Raw genomic sequence first — 21,544 nt, forward strand, 5'->3', positions numbered from 1 at the left:
CCCTCCGTTTATTTACCCCGTTTTAGTCGGGAAGAGGTGATGCCTTGCTTGGATTTGAACAGGTGAATGTTCTCCAATGCACGACCTGTTCCAATCGCTACGCAATCCAGTGCGTTTTCCGCGACATGCACGGGCATACCCGTTTCCTTACTTAACAGGCGATCCATGTTGCGCAAGAGCGCACCGCCGCCTGTGAGTACAATCCCACGATCCATGATGTCCGCCGCGAGCTCAGGCGGGCTTTTTTCGAGTGTTACCTTCACCGATTCCACGATAGCAGAAATGGTTTCCGCCAATGCTTCTGCAATCTCTGTGCTGCTTACCGAGAGCGTTTTTGGCAATCCGGTTACAAGGTCACGACCGCGAATGTCAACGTTTTCGACCTCATCAGGAGCAATCGCAGATCCGATCTCCAACTTCAATGTTTCTGATGTCCGTTCCCCGATCATCAAGTTGTAACGGCGCTTGATGTACTGAATGATCGCCTCGTCCATCTCATCCCCAGCCACACGAATGGAGCGGGATGTAACAATCCCCCCGAGAGAAATGATAGCGACCTCTGTCGTACCACCGCCAATGTCAACGACCATACTTCCAGTCGGTTCCCACACTGGCAGGTCTGCACCGATCGCTGCTGCAAACGGTTCTTCAATCGTATATGCTTCCTTCGCGCCAGCCTGCTTCGTAGCGTCTTCGACTGCGCGCTTTTCCACCGCAGTAATTCCCGAAGGTACACAGACCATTACGTTTGGACGACGCGTAAACAGCCCTTGATTTTTTTGTGCTTGATTGATGAAATAACGCATCATTGTCGCAGTTGTATCAAAGTCAGCGATAACCCCGTCTTTCATTGGGCGAACCGCTACGATATTACCTGGCGTACGTCCGATCATACTTTTTGCTGCGTTCCCTACTGCTTCAATGGAATTGTTATTCGTACGAATCGCTACAACAGAAGGTTCACGCACAACAATTCCTTTACCCTTCACAAAAACAAGTGTATTGGCAGTGCCGAGGTCAATCCCCAAGTCACGTGTAAATCCACCAAACATAAAAAAACTCCTTCCAAATATTAATCCAAATGACAAGCATAAGAGAACCTCTTCCGAGGCCTCTCCAAGATAGAGCGACCGCGTTTTTGTGGAAGGTTTTCATGCGCACAAGAATTCATAGACATATCGATGATAAATCTTGCACGTAAAAACATGTTACAAGTACCCTTGCTCTTTGAGACTAACGTACTTGCCTTCCCCGATAATAACATGATCCAACAATGAAATCCCCACCAGTTCACCAGCGTCACGCAATGTATGCGTAATCGCGATGTCTTCCCTGCTAGGTGTCGGATCACCGCTCGGATGGTTATGTAGGCATATCACCGATGCGCTGCTACGACGGATCGCTTCTTTAAAGACTTCTCTCGGGTGTACGATGGAAGCGTCCAGACTGCCTACAAAAATCGTCTGCTTGCCAATCACATGGTTCTTGGTATTCAGAAAGAGACAGACAAAATGTTCCTGTGTCAAATGAGCAAGCTCTGGCGACATCAAATCAGCTACGTCCCGTGGTAAACGGATAGAAGCCCTATACTCTCGAGGCACTCCCATCAATCTACGCCCAAGCTCAAACGCAGCATGCAATTCAATCGCTTTGACTGGACCAATTCCTTTTAGCTCTGTTAACTCAGCATGAGAGGCTTGGGCTAAACCACGCAGGTCTCCAAACCTGGCTAACAAGCGCTGAGCCAGCTGATGAGCCGTCTCTTGTTCCCTGCCTGTCCGCAGTAAAATGGCAAGAAGTTCAGTATCAGACAGATGGACCGCTCCTTCGCGAAGCAGTCGTTCACGTGGACGGTCATAGTAAGGGACGTTTTTCAACAGCATTTTGTTACAGGTATTTGTTGCCATTTTATATCCGCCTCCAGCCATATTCACATTATCGAAAACGGCTGACATGGAGATGTTCATGAGGCGTATGGCCGTCGCCGCTTGCTTCAAGCATGACAACTTTACAATATCGGCATCCCAAAACGTGTCAAAAGAGTAGACGTGAGGCCTAACGGAAGACCAACAACTGTGAAGTAGTCTCCGGTTATTCCTTCCACGATCGTGGCTCCAATACCCTGAATGGCGTATGAGCCCGCTTTATCCATCGGCTCACCTGTCGCAATGTACGACTTGATTTCTTGCTCTGTTAAAGCTCGAATTCTTACGTGTGTTAGACTATGTGAGACTTCCGCACGGCCTGTCTCCACATCTATCAAGGCGACTCCACTATAAACGGTGTGCTCTTGCCCCTGAAGCATGGACAACATACGATATGCGTCCATTTCATCAACAGGCTTGCCCAGTATTTGGCCATCAAGAACGACTACCGTATCAGATCCTAAAACGACGCCTTCCGTCAAGCGAGAAGCCACTTCCTTGGCCTTGCGCAAAGACAATTCTTCTACTACTTCGCTCGCAGATAAATGCTCTGCTGTCGTCTCATCTACATCACTGGTGATAACGGTAAATGATAAGCCCAAAGCTTGCAGAAGCTCCCTTCGACGAGGCGAAGATGAAGCCAGAATGAGAGGAACATTTTTTTTCGTCATTTTTCAACCTACTTTATTCGTCGATGTATCCAAAATGCGAGGGCTAAGCCTCCGATACTGGCTAGATTTAGTTTTACCTGAAAGTTCAGTTCGTACTTCAAAATTTCTAAATCTGCCGCAGGCGACCAAGTAATCTCTTTACTCTTGGTCAAAAAAGGTAGCCAGGGACTTAAAATCTCCCCGATAATGCTGCCAAACAAAAGTCCACTCACCAACAGAAACACGAGAGTAAGCGTTTCTTTCCCCATTTTCCCAACTCCCTTTTTATAAGGGATTCTCTTTTTGCCAAACATAAGTTTAGCAAATGGGGAGAAGCGAAACAATCCCTGATTGCTCTTGGTAGTTACTGTATAGAAAGAAAAGGCCTCCTGCAAGAAAACCTTGCGGAAGACCATATAAACATGCACTTATGTGGATGAACGTGCATTTTGAATCCAGCTCGAGTAGCTCTCGAAAAAGGCAAGGACACCCGCCTGTACTTGCCACGCATAGGATTCGGCGCTTTCCACCTTTTTGCCAGTGCTCGCTTCTGCCATTTTGTCCCTGGCTGCCAGCGCTTGATTCACCCCATTTACCATCCCATCTAGCAATGGCTTCCAGGCTTCCTTAGGTTCCATTTTACGGCTTTCCTCCAGAAATTGGCGGTGAATTTCTTTTAATTCTGCTGTTTCTTTTGCCGTTGGCGAAAGTTGACCCGTCGTAATAATCAGCCCTGATTGTGCTGAAAGTGTTTGGACGAGTTTGACTCCGTGGGTGAAAAAGGCATTCACGTTAGGGTCACCAGATGCGTTGGCGGCTTTTCCGACAGGGACAGACCCTTCAAAAGCGGGAAAGGAAAATTCTTTGACGTATATATCCATGCCTTTGTTTTTCAAACTGGCGGCAAAGCCTAGCACAGCATCTCTTGTGGGAGCAGCGGCTGCGAACATGTACTGCTTGCTTGCATCCTTATAAAGCAAATGAGGAATCCCCGCTTTCTCCAGTGGTTCTACAGCTGTTTGCGGCGATGCATCCGGCTGGAATACTCCTGCCTGTGCAACGTACATGTTTACGGCTGGCAGTTGTAGGGCTATCGCTTTTTGACCCACTACGGTACCATTCGTTGGCGTCTCTTGCGTTGGCTGGCTTTCATTAGGCAAAGTGGGACCTGCCACGCCATTTTTCCCAGCGGTTTGTTCAGTGCCTGCACCCGGCGCGGTCAGTGTCTGAACCGTTTCACTCAGAACATTCCCGTACGACTCGGAAAACTCCTTTTGGGAAAAGACTGTCAAAACAAGAAATCCGAACAAGAGACCAATTGCTATAGCCCCACCCGTTGTTAATGTCGTGCGCCAAAAGGGCCCCTTTGGCCATAATGCTGCGAGCCGACTACCAGGACTACTCCTGTATCCCTTCTCTTCGGTATCCTCGAAGGAATAATCGGTTTCAAAGGAGTCGTTTGTCGTCTGATCGAATTCGACGTTCGGATTCGTTTCTTTCGTGGCAGCTCCACGTAGCTGCATCATGCGTTCCCATGCTTCGTTGCCCTTCTCTTTAAACGGGTCAGTAAACGGCAAGGGAGGCGCTTGAAAACGACCACGAGGCGTGTCATCCTTTGGGGTGCGCTTTCTACTTGCTTCCTTCGGGATATCGTCCCGCTTTTCATCCCAGAACCTTCCGTTCATTTTGACCGTCACACGATTTTTATTTTGTCCGCTCATACGCTTGCCCTCCTAGCCACAGGCTCTTTGTACTAGCATACGTTTTGCTCGGACTAGTTATGACTTCTATCTAGTGATTCTATTAAATTTGTTTCTACTACTATTCCCCATACCATTTCAAGAGGTATCGCTTATATACAAAATGACGGCTAGCCCAATCGTCACAAAAGGCGCAAACGGTACTTCGCATTTTATACTTACTTTTCGTATCAGCAATAAAACGAGAGAGACGAGCATAGCTGCCAAGCTCGCAACCGTTAGAACGACTACAAAATCGTGAACCCCAAGTCCATAGCAGACTAGAGCAAACAGCTTCACATCCCCCATCCCAAGCGCACGCGGCCTGTGCCAGCTGATCCATCCAAATACCAGTAAACAGAGAATCGCAAAGAATCCAGCCATCAGCCATTCCCTCTCCGAAGAGAGAACATATTCCATAATAGAAATCAGTACAAACCCTACACCTAATGCAAGATTGGGTATTCGTCTATGACGAAAATCTACCCACGAGAGGTAAAGGCAGAGCCCGAATAATATCACAGCGTTTGCCATTTCTTCATCCCCCAAGTTGAAACTGTCCTTAAGAATACGCTTCTTTCCTGGGACGAAAAAACTGCCCAGAACGATTCTGGACAGCCTCTCGATTTATGAACATGGTTTACGGATTCCAAGTGAACAAAAGGCCAGCGTGGACGAGACCACCGCCAAACCCATACAACAAGATCGTATCCCCTGCCTTTACTTTGCCTTCCTTGATCCCCAAGGCGAGCGACAATGGAATGGTAGCCGCTGATGTGTTGCCATAGTGTGTCAGACTGTACAATGTCTTTTCGAGAGGAAACTGGCTCTTCTCGCAAATGGATTCGATCATGCGCAAATTGGCACTGTGCGGTATGAACCAGTCGACATCTTCGAGCGTTTTGCCCGCCCGACTCACTACCTCCTGCATCCCCTTTGGAACAGTTGTTACTGCCCACTTGTACACTTCTCTCCCGTTTTGGACCATGCATCCATTCCCACTCAATTCTCGTCCGTCCATATGCGTGGACAAGCCCGATCGGTATACATGAATCCCTCCGTCCCCCTTTGAGCCTAAATAGGCGGACAAAAAACCAGGAGCCGTAGAGTCTTGCTCAACCAACACTGTACCCGCCCCGTCCCCGAACAGGATGCACGTCGTACGATCCGTATAGTCGGTTACTTTTGTTAAGGTTTCTGCACCTACCACCAACACTTTGCGATGCAAACCAGAGCTAATGAGCGCATTTGCCATATGGAGCGCATACGTAAATCCTGCACAGGTAGCGGAGAGGTCCATGGCTCCCGCCTGCTCGACTTGAAAATGCGCCTGGATTTGGCTTGCTACACTTGGAAATGGATAGTCTGGCGTACTGGTCGCCACCAAAATCATATCGACATCGCGGATATCCTTCCCATAATTCGCGATCATATCGTGGATAGCAGCGATGGCGAGATCACTGGTAAATTCATCTTCCCTTGCCATACGGCGCTCATGAATACCTGTTCGTTGTAAAATCCACTCATTCGATGTCTCCACTAGTTTTTCCATATCTGTATTGGCAAGAACGCGACTCGGCACATATGTACCGATAGCGGTAATTCGCGACTTGAAGGGGCTTGCATTTGTCATCATCCGATCATCACCTTCCGTTTTTATGATCTGATTATAACACTAGATATTAATATCTGGTACTAATTTTTGAATCAACATAGTGGAGGAGAAGAAAAAGCACAGTTCTCTTCGACTCTGACACGCCAGCAGGGGGATTCACTGCCCGTCTCCACTACAAAAAGGGACCGTCGAGCCAAAGCCACCCTACGGGCGGATGTTTCTCAAGGGAGAAGTGTTCGACAAGCGTGGTCCCCTTTTTGTAGTTCCGACTGGGTAGGCGTTGTCAAGGTCTGCGAGCCCTGTGCTTTTTCTTCTCACTAGCATTGTTGGTTCATCGATACCTTTTAAAATATTGGTAGATCATCCTTTGCAGTATTACGCCAAAACTTTTCGGTAGAAAATAAAAGGCTTGAAACCCGTAGGTTCCAAGCCTTCATATGCCTCTATCCGTTATTTCTCTAGCTTTTCAGCCAGCCAGTAAGCGGATTTCCAAATATCCCCTGCACCCATTGTCAACACGAGATCGCCCTCTTGCAATCCTTTGAAGACATGCTCCTGCATTTGTTCCTTCGTCGGAATGTACTGCGCACGCGGGTGGCTGTTGGTGCGGATTTTTTGCACCAACACCTCGGAGGTAACTCCTTCGATCTTTTCTTCGCCTGCTGGAGAGTAGATATCCGTGATGATCACTTCGTCTGCTTCTGCAAAGGCACGGCTGAATTCATCCATGAGGAAATACGTGCGTGTGTAGCGTTGTGGCTGAAACACAGCGATCACACGTCGGCCCGATGCCCTTGCCCCACTTAGTGTGGCGATAATTTCTGTCGGGTGATGCGCGTAGTCATCTACAACCAGGACGCCTCGTGCATCCCCGATAATTTGAAATCTGCGCTTGGCACCGCTAAAAGTAGACAGTGCCTGTGCAATTTTATCAAAGGAAAGGCCAATATCCAGGCAAACAATGATCGCAGCCAGTGCATTTGCAATATTATGCTTGCCTGGGACTACGAGACACAATTCACCCAACCGCTCATCCTTGTGATAAATCTGGCACGTGCTGCAACGATCTCCACATTCAATCGAAGTGGCAGAAAACTGTGCTTGTGCCACAAAGTTCGGATCGACTGCATACGTCACGACCGTTTTTTCTACGGACGGCATAACTTCACGCACATGTTGATCATCGATGCACAGGATCGCTTTTCCATCCGGTTTGAGATGGCTCAAGAACTGGACGTACGCCTGTTTCAAATTGTTGAAGTCGCCATCGAAATGCTCCAGATGATCTGGTTCAATGCTCGTCACAATTTCATACATCGGTCTGTATTCCAAAAAGGAACCGTCGCTCTCGTCTGCCTCGGCAATGACATAATCACTGGTACCTGCCTTTGCGTTGGTACCAGCACTCATTAATTCACCGCCGATGATGAAAGTCGGGTCTACATCGCACTCTTCCAGCACGTGAGAGATCATCGATGTCGTGGTCGTCTTGCCGTGTGCTCCGGCTACTGCTACTCCTGTGCGTTCATTCAATATGCGAGCAAGCATTTGGGAACGGTGCATGACCGGAATTCCCAATGTTTGACCTGCGATCACCTCAGGATTGTCTTTGGAAATACTGGTGGAGTATACGATGCTGTCTGCTCCCTCCACGTGGGCAGCGTTATGGCCAATATGAATGACCGCCCCTCTTGCTTCCAGCTTTTTCGCCAAATCATTCATGGCGACATCGGAGCCGGTTACCTTGTATCCAAGGTCGATCAAGACGCGGGCAATGGCACTCATGCCATAACCGCCGATGCCCACAAAGTGGACGTGTTGGGCCTGATCCACCCTATTCACCTGCCTCTTCTACTATAGTGGGAAAGAATGTGCGTACTTGGGCGATGAAGTAGAGCGAACCGCAGACGACCAACCAGTCATCCGCCTTCGCTGATTGCTTCTCCCGCATCCAAGAAAGGAGAAACGCCCGCCAGTCTGGGACTGCATCGAGAAACTCTTGCTCCCAGCCACCGGCTAAAAACGACTCTTGTAAGCTATTGGCTTCGGCTGCACGCGGGAAGTCAAAGGTTGTCACATGCAGCTTTTTGATTTTTGACTTTACTGGTGCGAGCGACTCTGCCATTTTGGCAAGCGGCTTATCTGCCAATCCAGAAAAGAGCAAATGCAACTGTACTCCGTCCGGCAACAACCGATCCAGACTGCTTACAAGCGCCTCCATTCCTTCCTGATTGTGTGCCCCATCCAAGATAACCATTGGTCTTGGAGAGATGACTTCTAGACGACCAGGCCAACGCGTTTGTTGCAAACCGCGAGATATTTCTTCTTCCTCCAGCAAGAAAGAGAAGTAATTTCGCAGGATATCGATGGTCATTAGAGCAACGGCTGCATTGGTTGTTTGGTGAATGCCATTCATGGTAAGACGGTAGGATGCTTCCGCACGACGGTGAATGCTTTTGTAACGAAACTGTTGGTCACCCAGCTGCTCCTCTACCTGCTCTGCCTGGAAATGTTCACCAATATGATATAGCGTACTCATCGTTTGTCTTGTGCGCTCCTCAAAAATCGCGAGAAGTTCCGGCCTAACCTCACCTGTGACTACTGGAACACCCGGCTTGATAATTCCTGCTTTTTCCCGGGCAATATCTTCCAAGCTTTCTCCCAATACTTTTGTATGGTCCATGCCGATATTCGTGATGACTGAAACAAGCGGAAGGACGACGTTCGTCGAATCCAATCGCCCGCCTAGTCCTGTTTCCCATACGACTACCGCTGGTCTCGCCACTCTTGAAAAATAAAGAATGGCGATCAGCGTAATCACTTCAAATTCGGTAGGGGAACCGAACTCTGTTTCTCGTTCGCATCGTTGCACCCATACCTTGACTTCATTCACCAGCTGCAATAGATCTTCTTCCGCGATCATGCTGCCGTTGTAACGGATGCGCTCACGGAAGTCAACCAAATAGGGGGAGGTAAATGTACCTACACTATATCCAGCTTCCATCAGCATTTGCGTCAGGAATGCGCAGGTTGAACCTTTTCCATTGGTGCCAGCCACATGAATAAATGGGATTCTCCGCTCAGGATGTCCTACTTGCTCCAAAACCCACTGCATTCTCTCCAGCCCCGGCCGTTGACCGAATCTGAGCAGTCCATGCAGCCAGTCGAGCGCTTGCGTATATTCTACAAACCCTTCTTCTGCATGCATACCACAATGCTCCATTCTCAAAAATATGCGATGGTATGGCGGATCATTCGCCCATCAATTCGGCAAGTCGTGCAATCACTTTATCCCGCTTATCCATGTAGTCTGCCATCTTCGCTTTTTCCTCTGCGACTACTTTTTCAGGTGCCTTGGCCATAAATCCGGCATTGTTGAGCTTTTTCTCAATACGCTCCACTTCGCCGTTGAGTGTCGCCACTTCTTTTTCCAGACGCTTCAGCTCTTGCTCGATATCGATCAAGCCTGCCAGTGGAAGGAACAATTCTGCTCCCGTGATCACAGCAGACATCGCTTTATCAGGCGTAGCCAGATCCAGGCTGATTTCCAGACGCTCAGGGTTGCAGAAACGGCTGAGGTAGTGCTCACCACGTGTCAGACGCTCAGCGGACAATGCATCGCTTGGCTTGATCAGGAGCTCAATTTTCTTGGACATTGGTACGTTTACTTCTGCACGGATGTTGCGTACGCTGCGGATGATATCCATCAACTGGTTCATTTCGCTTTCTGCTTCAGCAAAAATCCATTGCTCGTTAACGGTTGGCCAAGGTGCTACTGTGATGCTATCGCCTTGGTGCGGCAATGCCTGCCAAATTTCCTCCGTGATGAACGGCATGAACGGATGCAACAGCTTGAGCGTTTGATCCAGAACCGTCACCAGAACGGATTGGGTTGTTTTCTTCGCCGCTTCATCTGTACCATACAGCGGCAGCTTAGCCATCTCGATATACCAGTCACACAGATCATCCCAAATGAAGTTGTACAGCACACGGCCTGCTTCACCGAATTCAAATGCGTCAGACAGACGGGTTACATCTGCTATTGTCGCTTGCAGGCGGGAGAGAATCCATTTGTCTGGTGTAGACAGCTCACCGCTCAAATCGATTTCCTCGTATTTGAAGTCAGCCAGGTTCATCAAGGCAAAACGAGACGCATTCCAAATCTTGTTCGCGAAGTTGCGGTTTGCCTCCACCTTTTCCCAATAGAAGCGCTGGTCATTCCCTGGGGAGTTCCCTGTTGCTAGTGTGTATCGCAGCGCATCCGCTCCGTACTTCTCAATCACTTCCATTGGATCGACACCGTTGCCAAGTGATTTGGACATTTTTCGGCCCTCGGAGTCGCGAATAATGCCGTGGATCAAAACGGATTCAAACGGACTTTTCCCGGTAAATTCAAGACCTGAGAACATCATGCGAGCAACCCAGAAGAAGATAATATCGTAGCCTGTTACCAGGACATTCGTTGGATAGAAGTACTTCATGTCCTCGGATTCTTCCGGCCAGCCCAGCGTCGAGAACGGCCATAGACCAGAGGAGAACCATGTATCGAGAACGTCGTTGTCCTGCTCCAGCTTGTGGCTGTGGCAGCTTGGGCACTCAGTCACATCCGCGCGAGATACAATCGTTTCGTTACAATCTCCGCAATACCATGCAGGAATTCGGTGACCCCACCAAAGCTGACGGGAGATGCACCAGTCGCGGATGTTTTCAATCCAACGCAGGTAATTCGTCTTGAAGCGCTCTGGGACGAATTTCACGCTCTCAGGGCTATTTGCATTAGCCAGTGCTTCGTCAGCCAAAGGCTGCATTTTTACGAACCATTGGGTAGAAAGGTATGGTTCTACGACTGCATCGCTGCGCTCACTATGACCAACCTGATGAATATGCTCCTCAACCTTGAACATCACACCTTGCTCAGTCAAATCTTTGATGATTTGCTTGCGGCATGCAAAGCGATCCAAGCCTTTGTAGATACCAGCCAGCTCGTTCATCGCGCCCGTCTCATCCATGACAACGATTTGTGGCAACTGATGACGAAGACCCAATTCAAAGTCATTCGGATCGTGTGCCGGCGTAATTTTTACAGCGCCAGAACCAAACTCAGGATCAACGTAGTCATCTGAAACGATTGGAATTTCTCGTCCTACGATTGGCAAAATCACGGTTTTGCCGATCATGTCCTTGTAACGCTCATCTTCCGGATGTACAGCTACAGCCGTATCACCTAGCATTGTTTCAGGACGGGTTGTAGCTACTTCGATATAACCGCTGCCATCTGCCAATGGGTAACGCATGTGATGCAGCGCACCTTTTACTTCCTTGTAGATTACTTCAATATCAGACAGAGCTGTGCGGGCAGCAGGGTCCCAGTTAATAATGCGGTTGCCGCGATAGATCAAGCCTTTTTCGTAAAGACGAACAAATACTTCGCGGACAGCTTGGGACAAGCCTTCATCCATCGTAAAACGCTCGCGGGAGTAATCCAGGGCAAGACCGAGCTTTTCCCACTGCTCACGAATATGCGAAGCGTAGATGTGCTTCCACTCCCATATTTTTTCCACGAATTTTTCGCGGCCCAGATCATGGCGAGAGACGCCTTCTTCACGCAAGGTAGCTTCTACGCGCGCTTGAGTCGCGATACCAGCATGGTCCATACCTGGCAAGAACAAGGTGCTGTAGCCTTGCATACGCTTGGTACGCGTAATGATATCTTGCAAAGTCGTATCCAGCGCGTGTCCCAAGTGCAATTTACCAGTTACGTTCGGCGGTGGAATGACAATCGTAAACGGACGTTTATTCGGGTCACGTTCTGCCTTGAAAAATTGTTTTTCGATCCAATACGGATACCATTTGTTCTCTGCTGCTTTTGGATCATAGTTTTTCGGCAGCAATTGGTCAATGTCGGTTGTTGGCTGTGTAGACATGTACGACTCCTCCTATTAGCATAACTTGCTTTGCAAAAAATAAAAAAACCCTTCATCGCAAAGGACGAAAGGATTATTTTCGCGGTACCACCTTTGTTAACACACGATAAACGTCATGCTTATGGTGTGTTCACTCTGACAAGATAACGGTTGCGAACCGGTCTCGGCTAGGCACATGCTTTCACCGAAAAAACTCCTGGGCGACCTTCAGCCATTCATGACCTTAGAGAATCTCGCAGCAACTGATTCTCCTCTCTGCTAAGGTGTCCTGACTTACTCTTCCCACTCATCGTTCATATTATATGTAATTGTCGTATAGTTAGCTTTCACTATTATATACAATCACGCTGTTTGGCGTCAAACCCGGGTTTCGCCCACTTTTCCAACTGCAATGCCCAGTGCTTCGGTAAAACCGAGCACGCCCAAAATATCGAGAATTTCTTCTCGGACATTGACGATTTCTACCTGTTTGCCCATGGCCAACAGTTCTTTCGTGGTAAAAAACAAGCTTCCAATACCGGAAGAATCTACAAAGGAGACACCTTGAAAATCGACGGTAACGGATTGATTTCGCCCTCCATACTGCTGGAGCAATTCACCTACTCGATCTCCTACAGCCATGTCCAACTCTCCGACGAAAAACAATGTAGCCTGTCCGTTCGCCTCTGTTGCGCGGTAGTCCATGCTCAAACTCCTCTCAATAGGTATCGGTACACCCAATCTGCTCGTCCTTTTACTATATTACCCATTTTCATTCACTTGCAAACATTTGGCTTTTTGGAAATGGTTGCTTAACGTGAAAGGATACATTCTAAAATAAGCTTTGTGCCTGCCAGGGAGCTGCTCAAATAAACACGATCACAGTATTGCAGGATCACATGAAAACCGGCCCCAAGCGAGTGGCGCGTAGAAAATCCTTGTTGTAGGGTAGCTCGCGGGATATCCTCGAGCAAAATTCCTTGTCCTTCATCATGGATCACAGCGCGGCACATCTGCCTGTCATTCGTTAGGTATAACGTAACCACACCGCCTTTTCCGTGCTTCAACGTATTGGAAGCAGCTTCGTTGACCGCAACGAGAAATTGCAGCAATCGTTTATCAGAAATGCCTTGTGGTTCCAAAGCTTGCTTGAACAATTTACGCAGTTCTGCAAGCTGCTCCGGTAAACGGATATCGATTGCCAAGAGCTTATGCCCTTCCCGAAGCAAGAAAAATAATTCTTCATCACTAAGCAACAATAGCTTACCTTCTGTGACCACACCCAGGATATCTCTGTAGATCTCCCATTCCCGTCTTTTGCGTTTTCGTTCTTCTGCTATGACGGCGGTGACATCAATCAATGCGATTCCACAGGTCCGATCTGGCAATACAGATGTGTATAATTCAAACACCTTTGTGCCATCAGTGGTGACAATTTGCTCCCTTACAGGACCACCCGATCCAGCCGCCTCTTCGACGAGTCGTTGCATTTCTCGCTCTACTTCCAAACTCGCACGAACGTCACCCAGCGGACGAACTTTCCCTTCATCGTAAAGATAGAGGAAAACGGTCTCGATCTGACGCAGTATTGATAACTTCTGAATCTCTTGTTTTATTAATCGCCCCCGCTCGTCGTCTCGATCCTTCCAATGTAACAAGACGTCTGCCGGGTCCAATTCGCCACTCATGTGCCATGTATGAAATTCTTCCAGGAGCAATCGCTCCAGAACATCTTCCCGTCGCAAAACTTTTTCGATATCGATAATGTGGTACGGATCACCTGCTATACCGCGCAGTCCGCTACCAATAATTCGGAAATCATAGGCGAGCTCTATTTCTATGCGTCCGTTCAAAACATGATCAGAACTGCTTAACCCAATGGTCGTCCGACTCACTGCTACCAGCTTCGCCTGGAACGATTCCATCGTTGCTAGGTTCGTCACCTTTACAGTGCGGGGCGGAACTACTTTGTTTGCTGCACCGCCAGAACGTAGCGCGACAAGGCAATTATCACAAGTGGGATTGTCCGGACAACGCTCACACAAAATCACAGTTCATCCTCCTATTCACGCGCAACTACACGAGGGCTATACTCTCTTCAGGCTCAAATTGAAGAATCAACACAGAAATATCATCCGTTTGGTTTCGCTGCTGTGTTATCTCCATTAAGTAGGCCTCAACTCGATTCATCGATTCCTGCTTACTATCACCTGGCATATTTAATAAGGAGGATAGTTCTTCTAGCCAATGCCTGCTGCCTCGAATCACTTCTTTTCTCCCTGTATCCAGCAAACCATCTGTGTAGAGCAATAGCATGCCCTCTTCTTCTAAGGGTACCTCCTCCATTAGATACGTGCTATCGGGCAAAAGCCCTAGGCCGACCCCACCCTTGCTAGCTAAAATGGTTTGATTCGACTTGGACAAATAAAAAGGCTGTGGATGACCTGCCCTGCCAAAACGAATTTTGTGTTCCATCTCATCATAGACAGCAACCAGCATCGTAATGTAAGAACGGGTTTTTACTAAATCTGCATAAAGCAACTGATTGAGTCTTTCCAAAATCTCATCCGGCGAATAACTGGACTGCAAAACCTCCCGTACAGCAATCCTAATCCCCGTTGCCCAAATACTGGCCAAAAAACCGTGCCCGGACACATCCGCAATGATAAAACAGGTGTAGCGATCATTGATTTGTTTATAGTCAATGTAATCTCCGCCTACATAATCGACTGGCACGTAAACCGTTCTTGTTCGCAAACTGGTTAACTGCAATTCTTCTGTGGGAATGAGCTTCGACTGCATGCGTCTAGCCAGCTTCATCTCCATCTCGATTTCTCGCTGCCCTGATGACTGGTCCTGTTGACATCTGAGGATCAACGCCCGAATGTTCACGAGGAGCAGCCCATAAAAAGATTTCTCCAGTTCCTTTAGCTCACGGTCATTGACGTTACTCTGGGCGAACAAGCGGACATAGCGCGGTGTTTGAGCGGTGTCACACTGTTCCGAGACAACAATGCGCTCCTCTACTTCGCGCTGCACTTTTGCGCTCTCTTTGTTGCCACGCTCGATTCGAAAATAGACAGCACCTAGAGCCGATTCAAATGTGATCGACAAGAAGCACGGCTTGTCCATTTTCACGAACCACGTATCGACTAACTCTTCTATAAATGGCATGAGACTCTCGTAATTGACTTGGCGCTTGCTTTGCTCATTGCTGGTCATCACCAGATACTCGTAATTCTGTTTCAATTCCATTAGTTTGACCAATTGATGATTCATCCCCGAGCCACTTCCATACACACTTTAGCATAATTCTTTCTTTCGGGAATTGAGAAAAGGGTTATGGCAATTTTCAAAAACATTGTGATCACCTTTATTCGTTTCGTCCTAGCCTTCCTGCCCTACACCTTCCCTTTTCAGGCACTATTCAAACCACTATCTACTTTCCTTGAAAATGTTTTAGGCATTTGCTCAAGGTTGTAGACACTGTCCAAAGTTGCCGCGCATATGCTGAAATGAGGTGATTGTGATGAATTTTCGTTGGAAGTATAACCCCACGTATTTACGGATCAAATACGGATGCAAACAGGTGCTCTTTCCGCTGTTGGTTTTTCAATTTATCCGAACGGTTGTGTTTCCTACCTCTTTTGATGTCGTCCTTCTCGGTTTGTTAGCCATGCTCTATGTTGCCATCTCCCTTGAATGGTTATAAAAAAGAAAAACAACGCCCCACGCGGTGAGACGTTGCTCATTAAAAGGCTTGCTGGACCCAACGATGCAAACGCATCAGGCGGTCCATATCTTTTTCAAAACGTTGGACAGCGTAAAACTCGGTCCACTCACGGGGATGATGATAATAAATATCCAAGTCTCTCATAATCCTCTCCGGATAGGACAGAAACGAAGCCATCAGCTCAATTTCTTCCGGCCGTAGCGGAAATATCTCGGCGTAACGATGGAATAGTTGAGAAGCCCCAGCCTCATCCCCCGCCATTTGAAAATAAGTACGATAAAATAGCGTCAAATCGCGCACTGGTGTATCAAAGCTGGCACGATCAAAATTAAGCAGCCGTCCTTTTCCCGATCGATCTGGCACAACATGCTCAGGATTCGGGTTACCATGGATCAACGATAAGCGAAAATGAGCATGTGTCTCATGACGCTCACGCCAATCGGTCAATAAGTCTGTCGCTGTTTGCGCCATTTCTTCAAGAAACTCCTTGTTTGCCAAAAACACCAGATCAAAAGGGGAAGGATATTTACGTTCCTGCGCAAGGGTTGCCGCCTTATTCATTTGGTCTTGCCAATATTGCCAACGGTTCAGCAAGGAGTCGATAAGTGGCTCTACCTGTCTCGGATCATCGTAGCGATAGTTTTGTGTCAAATGATGAAGTTCCGCCAAACGCTCCAAGGCAGGGGGCGCCCAAGACAAGGGCTGCTCGACCCATTCCTCGCTTCCTGGCTGCCAGGGGGTTACGTAAAAGGCGGTGCTACCTTGTTGGACAAAAGGATCATCGTATTTCGTGTACGTAAAAGGAACGGCCCCATCCCATCCACGGTGCTGCAATTGACGCAGCATATCGCTGACGAAAACAAGACGTTGAGCGGGTATTTGCGTTCGTTTGCACACGAAGGAGCCGTAGGGAGTCGTCGCCTTAAATACATTTGGCTCCTTTAAAACGTCAATGCTCTGGGCATACATGTCATACTCTTTGAACAAAGGAGCAATGTCATCATACCGACTCATAGACTCCCTCCCTCCTCGAACGCTCGGCCCGCTCTGCAATATGCCGAAGCAGCAAGTCAACAGATTGTTGGCTCTGCAAGGCGTGCTCAATACCAGCGATCGACGCTTCTTGATCCAGCGATACGCGCTTTACGTACGATTCGATACTCCTGTACACTTCACGAGGACGAGCCATAAAGGCGAGTATCAACGAATAGTTTCCATAGGTGAGTGGCTTGCTTTCTTCATAGCCGTCAAAAAAAGCGTCAATCTGTTTCAGATCCTTGTGGGTTAAAAAGTGATCGCGCAAAAAGATGGCAACGTCGCGTTGCTGGACTGAAATCACCGGCCTGAAAAAACCTCTCAAGTACAGCTTCCCGTTTATCATTCCCCAGTTGTCACGCAAAAGGTCCCGATGGGATACAGCAACCGCCTCCGGAGTAATTCGCTCATGGGCAAGCATCGCAGCCGAACGGTCCATTCTTTGCAGCATAGGGGTCATGAGTTCCGATACCCAACGATTCTCCTTAGAATCCCGCCCAGATTTGGCTCGAAATGATTCGACCAGCTCTTTAGCACGTCTTCCTTTTTCTTCTACTTGCTGCTTTTCCTGCTTGAGCAAATCACTTCCGGACAGTAAAGGACTTTCCTGCTGAGACTGATGCATCATCGCGATCACGCGTCCGCATTGCCTCGCAATATCCTGGCCGGGCTGATAGTCTTCGAATTGTCGGTGATGGTCAGTCATGGTAACGCCGCGTTTACCCAAAATCAAAAATGGCTTGGTGTCTCTCGTCCGAATAAACCGCTCCACTTCTCGAAACCCCTGACGAGCCAGTCGTTCGCGCCAGGCAAACGACCAGCGCATCACATCTACACGCGGCCAAACGTGGAGTTCTTTGGGGCCCCGGTTTGTCTCCAATAAATAGCAATCATCTAGGGGCGTAATTCGGATTACGCGCGCCCGATATTGCTGGCAAACCTCGGAGAGATCAATTTTATCCACGGTCCCCCACTCCTCTATTGTGGGATGTACAGAATCTGCCCTGCTACAAGCTGCTCGGAAGCTAATCGGTTTACTTCCACGATTTTGGAAACAGGCAGGGAGTATCGTTGTGAAATATGCTCTAACGTCTCATCTCGCTGAATAATGCACATTTTCAGCTGACTGGAACGCTCTTCTTTTCTCCGGACAAACGACGTTAGATTTTGCATGGCCTCCACCGTAGAAGCGTTGACATTCGCCGCAGCCCCATATCGCGAAGAGCTAGATGAAGATTCCGCCTCCAACGCCATCGCTTCCTGTTTGGCACGACTCGCTTGTGAGAAGATGGAAGTAATGTTCACACGACTTCTATCTTCCTGGGAGGGTTTCCCTGAAATCGCCACTCGCACTTCTACATCTTCAGCTGCAGCCTCTGGTTGCGCAACGACTGGTTCTGCTTCTTGCTCAGGTTCTGGCTCGGATACACCACTGGCTTCCACCGCTTCTTGCACGGCTTCTTGCACGGTTTCCTGCGTCTCTTCTTCGACTGACGAGCCAGTAGGTTCATTGGAAACTTGCTGGTATGCGAGTGCCTGTTGATCGTGTAGAGCCAGTATTGGCTCCTCATGTCCTTGTTCTTTTTCGGCTATTTCTCTCATCTGCTCTTGCTCATCTGCCAATACTGACTGCTCGGAATAGGCGACAGAAGAATCGTAAGAAGCAGATTGTTGGGAATCGAAGTCATACGAAATAGGAGCAGTCTCCCGGGACTCTGGAGGATTGGACTGTGCCACTTCCAGCACATCACCGTATTGCTCGTAGTATTCATCCTCGACGGATTGAGCAATAGCCGGAGTATCGAACATGGAGGGAGATTCGGGAGATTCGGTTGATTCATAGGATGCTGGTAATGCCTGCCGCTCCAATTCCTCCTCCAGCGCACTCAGCTTTTGATCAATGTCATCGAGGGACGTCTGTTCCGTATATTCTTGCCCATCATCCCCAGCAGCAAAGGTATATTCCCACGCTTCTTCGCCTGGACCTGCTGCCTGCGTTTCGATCTGCTCCGCTTGTTCTGCTCTATCCCCGAGGACTATTCCCAAAATCTTCAGATCGGCATCAATTAGCATTTGATGTGGTGATTCCAGCTTGTAGTCAAAGCTGTCCACAATTGCGTAGATATCTCCGATCTCGGTAATCCGATCCAATGGAATGGTGATGTTCAACGGAATGCGATGACCGATCTGTTCCTCCCAGCCATAAAAGGCTTGATCCGATGCTTCCTGGCGAAAGGGAGTAAAAGTCATTGCCTCAACCAGCGATTCTCCTTCGCCGCCTGTCGCTTCTGCGGCTTCCCTGATTGGCTCGTACTTCCCTACTAATTGCAAGCAACCCGTTATCGAGATGTAGGAATCGTTTTCCAACACTTCCACATCTGGAACCAATTCCAGCTCTTGCAATTCACCTATTCCAGCTCTATCGGATGAGAGGAAAATGGTCTCCTTGATGGCAAAAGAGAGTTGCCCATCCTGTAATGCCATTCGTGCTCCTCCTTTCAAGTGCAGGACATTTCCCTATACTATATGGACAGGACGAGCCGTTTAGCACCGAAAAAAAAGGAAAAACCGGGTTATCTATCTCCCCGGTTTTACAGACGCGATCCATTCTGCTATTGCTTTTTTTCCCTGATCAATACAATCGGGTACACCTACGCCACTGTACGACGCACCTGCCACGATAACACCAGGGAGCTTTTCTTTTAATTGATTGTTCACATCCTGCACCCAAGCCTGATGTCCGACAACATATGGTATGGCATTTTGCAAACGTGATACGTTATAAAAATCTGGCTCTGCTCGAATCGTCATGATCTTGCGCAGATCGCGGAGGACAACCTCCAAAATTTCCTCGTCTGTCTGCTCCATGAAGGATTGCTCTCCTGCTCTCCCAATGAAGCTACGCAGCAAGGCTTTGTTTTTCGGCGTCGTATGCGGCCATTTGCGATGCGCCCACGTACACGCGGTAATTTTTGCTCCAGAGTGCCGCGGTACAATAAATCCTGTCCCTTCCATTCCTAAATCAATGGCTGACTCTGGAAACGCCATCGCGATGGTTGCAACCATATGCGGCTTCGCTTGTGGCAGAGTAGGAACTTGTACATAAGGACGGAACAACGGCTCTGCGACAGCATGTGGCAAGGTAAACAATACCGTATCCGTCTCAATCGTTTCCCCATTTTTCAATACCAAGGTGTACTTCCCGTCTGGACGTTTCATCAGTTCTTTGACACCGGTATTCTTCGAGATGACTTCTTCAGGCAGGCTCTTCTCGATTGCCTCTACTAAAGACTGCAAGCCGTTCTTCAACGTCAGGAAGATGCCTTTTGGCTTTTCTTGCGTTTTTACTTGCTGGCGAGAATGCTTCATCGCTACGATCAAGCTGCGATGCTGCTCCTCCATTTTGGCGAATTGAGGAAAACTCGCAAGCAAACTGAGTTTGTCGAGATCCCCGGAGTATACACCGGACAATAAAGGCGCTATAAGATTATCAATAACTTCATTACCTAGCCTACGCCGAAAAAAGTCACCCACGGAGATATCGCCGTCTCCTTTTGATGCAGGAAGAACGAGATCCAAAGCTGCTCGAAGCTTGCCCGGCCAAGAAATAAGATCGGTCGTGACAAAAGGCATGAGCTTCGTCGGTACACCCATGACCGCTCCTTCTGGTATAGCCTTCAGGCGATCCTGATGCCAAATATAAGCTTGGCCTGTACTGTTGCGAACGAGATCATCCGCAAGCCCCAAGTCCACTGCTAGCTCAGCCGCACTCGTTTTCCGCTCGAGAAACGAATCGGGACCTTGCTCAATCACAAACCCTTCGTGACGCCATGTCTTGATTTTCCCACCAAGTCGTCCCTGCTCTTCAAGCAGTTGAAAACGGATTGGCAAGCCTTTTGCTTCGATTTCCTTTTGTAAGTAATAAGCAGCGGTTAACCCTGTGATGCCGCTGCCTATAATCGTAATATGATAGGTATTATCGCTCATATGATCGATCCCCTAATTCGCCAGCTTCTTTCCGACTGCATCAGCCAGACAGGAAATGAACGCAGGTCTGGCGTTAGGCATCGGTGGACGATTGTAATGTACCCCTAGCTCATCTGTAACCGCTTTGCATTCCACATCATTATCAAACAGAACTTCCAAATGCTCCGCAATAAATCCGACAGGACAGTAAACAAATGCTTGGTAGCCTTTTTCTTCGTACAGCTCTCTAGTCAAATCCTGTACATCTGGTCCCAACCACGGATCAGGTGTATTTCCGGCGCTTTGCCATCCGATTGCATAAGAAGTGATCCCTGCTCGCTCGGCAATGAGCTTTGCTGTCTCTTCCAGTTGCATTGGGTACGGATCACCTGACTTCAAGATTTTTTCCGGCAGGCTGTGAGCGGAGAAGATCACGACTGCTTGTCCACGCTCTTCATCCGTCATCGTAGCAAACGTCGCTTGAATGGCATCTGCCCAATATCCGATGAAGCCTGGTTCCAGATACCAGCTCTCAATGCTCTGGATGACTGGTCCGCCAATTGCCTCGGAATGCTCCTGTGCTCGTCCATTGTATTCTTTGACGCTATAGCTGGAATAATGAGGCGCCAGAACAAGACTGATCGCTTCTGTTATCCCATCCCGCTTCATTTGCTCTACTGCGTCTTCGACAAACGGAGCGATATGCTTCAAACCAAGGTACCCTACAAATTCACGGTCTGGGTAGCGTTTGTTCATTTCCTGCTCGAGAGCGCGTACCTGCTCATCCGTAATGTCTGCAAATCGATTCAATCCATCTACAGCCTCGTAACGCGTCATCAAATCATCGAGCAGTTCTTGTGGTGGCTTACGACCACGGCGAATGTGCGTATAGTATGGTTCAATCTGTTCAGGACTGCGTGGCGTTCCATACGCCATTAACAAGAGTCCGATCTTCTGCTTTGACATGTAAGCGCCCCT

19 protein-coding genes and 1 other annotated feature are annotated in these 21,544 nt (G+C 48.4%); of the genes, 1 reads left to right on the forward strand and 18 read right to left on the reverse strand.

Features of this window, described 5'->3' with window-relative positions; genetic code table 11:
* Positions 1–8 precede the first annotated feature (8 nt).
* The 13 genes from ACM6JA_RS26265 to ACM6JA_RS26325 form a co-directional block, all read right to left on the reverse strand.
* Positions 9–1,052 (reverse strand): rod shape-determining protein, encoded by a 1,044-nt coding sequence (locus ACM6JA_RS26265; protein WP_012685552.1) that lies wholly within the window; start codon positions 1,050–1,052, stop codon positions 9–11.
* 156 nt (positions 1,053–1,208) lie between these two features.
* Positions 1,209–1,907: a RadC family protein gene (radC, locus tag ACM6JA_RS26270; protein WP_012685551.1), complete on the reverse strand. Its 699-nt coding sequence runs from the start codon at positions 1,905–1,907 to the stop codon at positions 1,209–1,211.
* A gap of 101 nt (positions 1,908–2,008) precedes the next feature.
* Positions 2,009–2,596 carry a Maf family protein gene (locus ACM6JA_RS26275; RefSeq protein ID WP_017247533.1) on the reverse strand — a complete coding sequence of 196 codons (588 nt, stop codon included), beginning with the start codon at positions 2,594–2,596 and terminating at the stop codon, positions 2,009–2,011.
* Positions 2,597–2,604: 8 nt separating this feature from the next.
* Positions 2,605–2,844 carry a DUF4321 domain-containing protein gene (locus tag ACM6JA_RS26280; protein WP_007726664.1) on the reverse strand — a complete coding sequence of 80 codons (240 nt, stop codon included), beginning with the start codon at positions 2,842–2,844 and terminating at the stop codon, positions 2,605–2,607.
* 159 nt (positions 2,845–3,003) lie between these two features.
* Positions 3,004–4,296, reverse strand: coding sequence for a hypothetical protein (locus ACM6JA_RS26285; protein WP_414854744.1), 1,293 nt, complete (start codon positions 4,294–4,296; stop codon positions 3,004–3,006).
* 117 nt (positions 4,297–4,413) lie between these two features.
* Positions 4,414–4,848 carry a prepilin peptidase gene (locus ACM6JA_RS26290; protein ID WP_414854745.1) on the reverse strand — a complete coding sequence of 145 codons (435 nt, stop codon included), beginning with the start codon at positions 4,846–4,848 and terminating at the stop codon, positions 4,414–4,416.
* A 106-nt stretch (positions 4,849–4,954) separates the two neighbouring features.
* Positions 4,955–5,950, reverse strand: coding sequence for a ketoacyl-ACP synthase III (locus ACM6JA_RS26295; protein ID WP_414854746.1), 996 nt, complete (start codon positions 5,948–5,950; stop codon positions 4,955–4,957).
* Positions 5,951–6,379: 429 nt separating this feature from the next.
* Positions 6,380–7,762 carry a UDP-N-acetylmuramate--L-alanine ligase gene (gene murC / locus ACM6JA_RS26300; protein WP_414854747.1) on the reverse strand — a complete coding sequence of 461 codons (1,383 nt, stop codon included), beginning with the start codon at positions 7,760–7,762 and terminating at the stop codon, positions 6,380–6,382.
* A 1-nt stretch (position 7,763) separates the two neighbouring features.
* Positions 7,764–9,137: a bifunctional folylpolyglutamate synthase/dihydrofolate synthase gene (locus tag ACM6JA_RS26305; RefSeq protein WP_414854923.1), complete on the reverse strand. Its 1,374-nt coding sequence runs from the start codon at positions 9,135–9,137 to the stop codon at positions 7,764–7,766.
* A gap of 43 nt (positions 9,138–9,180) precedes the next feature.
* A complete protein-coding gene (locus tag ACM6JA_RS26310; RefSeq protein WP_414854748.1) occupies positions 9,181–11,853 on the reverse strand; it encodes a valine--tRNA ligase in 2,673 nt (890 codons plus the stop codon).
* Positions 11,854–11,910: 57 nt separating this feature from the next.
* Positions 11,911–12,152: a binding site (T-box leader), on the reverse strand.
* 58 nt (positions 12,153–12,210) lie between these two features.
* The gene (locus tag ACM6JA_RS26315) at positions 12,211–12,537 is read right to left on the reverse strand and encodes an STAS domain-containing protein (protein WP_007726674.1); all 327 of its coding nucleotides are present in this window, start codon (positions 12,535–12,537) and stop codon (positions 12,211–12,213) included.
* Between the two features lie 107 nt (positions 12,538–12,644).
* On the reverse strand, positions 12,645–13,883 hold the full coding sequence (locus ACM6JA_RS26320) for an ATP-binding protein (RefSeq protein WP_414854749.1): 1,239 nt from the start codon (positions 13,881–13,883) through the stop codon (positions 12,645–12,647).
* Between the two features lie 25 nt (positions 13,884–13,908).
* A complete protein-coding gene (locus ACM6JA_RS26325) occupies positions 13,909–15,111 on the reverse strand; it encodes a PP2C family protein-serine/threonine phosphatase (RefSeq protein WP_414854750.1) in 1,203 nt (400 codons plus the stop codon).
* 250 nt (positions 15,112–15,361) lie between these two features.
* Here ACM6JA_RS26325 and ACM6JA_RS26330 point away from each other — a divergent pair, with 250 nt between their 5' ends.
* Positions 15,362–15,544 carry a hypothetical protein gene (locus ACM6JA_RS26330; RefSeq protein ID WP_007726679.1) on the forward strand — a complete coding sequence of 61 codons (183 nt, stop codon included), beginning with the start codon at positions 15,362–15,364 and terminating at the stop codon, positions 15,542–15,544.
* 39 nt (positions 15,545–15,583) lie between these two features.
* On the opposite strand, the gene ACM6JA_RS26335 is transcribed toward ACM6JA_RS26330, so the two are convergent.
* The 5 genes from ACM6JA_RS26335 to hemH all read right to left on the reverse strand — a co-directional run bounded on the left by ACM6JA_RS26335 (position 15,584) and on the right by hemH (position 21,532).
* Positions 15,584–16,579, reverse strand: a complete 996-nt coding sequence (locus ACM6JA_RS26335) for a hypothetical protein (RefSeq protein WP_414854751.1) — start codon at positions 16,577–16,579, stop codon at positions 15,584–15,586.
* Positions 16,566–17,564 carry a phosphotransferase gene (locus ACM6JA_RS26340; RefSeq protein WP_414854752.1) on the reverse strand — a complete coding sequence of 333 codons (999 nt, stop codon included), beginning with the start codon at positions 17,562–17,564 and terminating at the stop codon, positions 16,566–16,568. Before ACM6JA_RS26340 ends, ACM6JA_RS26335 begins: the two co-directional genes overlap by 14 nt.
* A gap of 14 nt (positions 17,565–17,578) precedes the next feature.
* The gene (locus ACM6JA_RS26345; protein ID WP_414854753.1) at positions 17,579–19,084 is read right to left on the reverse strand and encodes a LysM peptidoglycan-binding domain-containing protein; all 1,506 of its coding nucleotides are present in this window, start codon (positions 19,082–19,084) and stop codon (positions 17,579–17,581) included.
* 93 nt (positions 19,085–19,177) lie between these two features.
* Positions 19,178–20,587, reverse strand: a complete 1,410-nt coding sequence (hemY, locus tag ACM6JA_RS26350; protein WP_414854754.1) for a protoporphyrinogen oxidase — start codon at positions 20,585–20,587, stop codon at positions 19,178–19,180.
* Positions 20,588–20,599: 12 nt separating this feature from the next.
* A complete protein-coding gene (hemH, locus tag ACM6JA_RS26355) occupies positions 20,600–21,532 on the reverse strand; it encodes a ferrochelatase (protein WP_414854755.1) in 933 nt (310 codons plus the stop codon).
* Between the last annotated feature and the right edge of the window lie 12 nt (positions 21,533–21,544).

Source organism: Brevibacillus sp. IT-7CA2, from assembly GCF_949767855.1.
In the GTDB taxonomy this organism is placed as follows: Bacteria; Bacillota; Bacilli; order Brevibacillales; family Brevibacillaceae; genus Brevibacillus.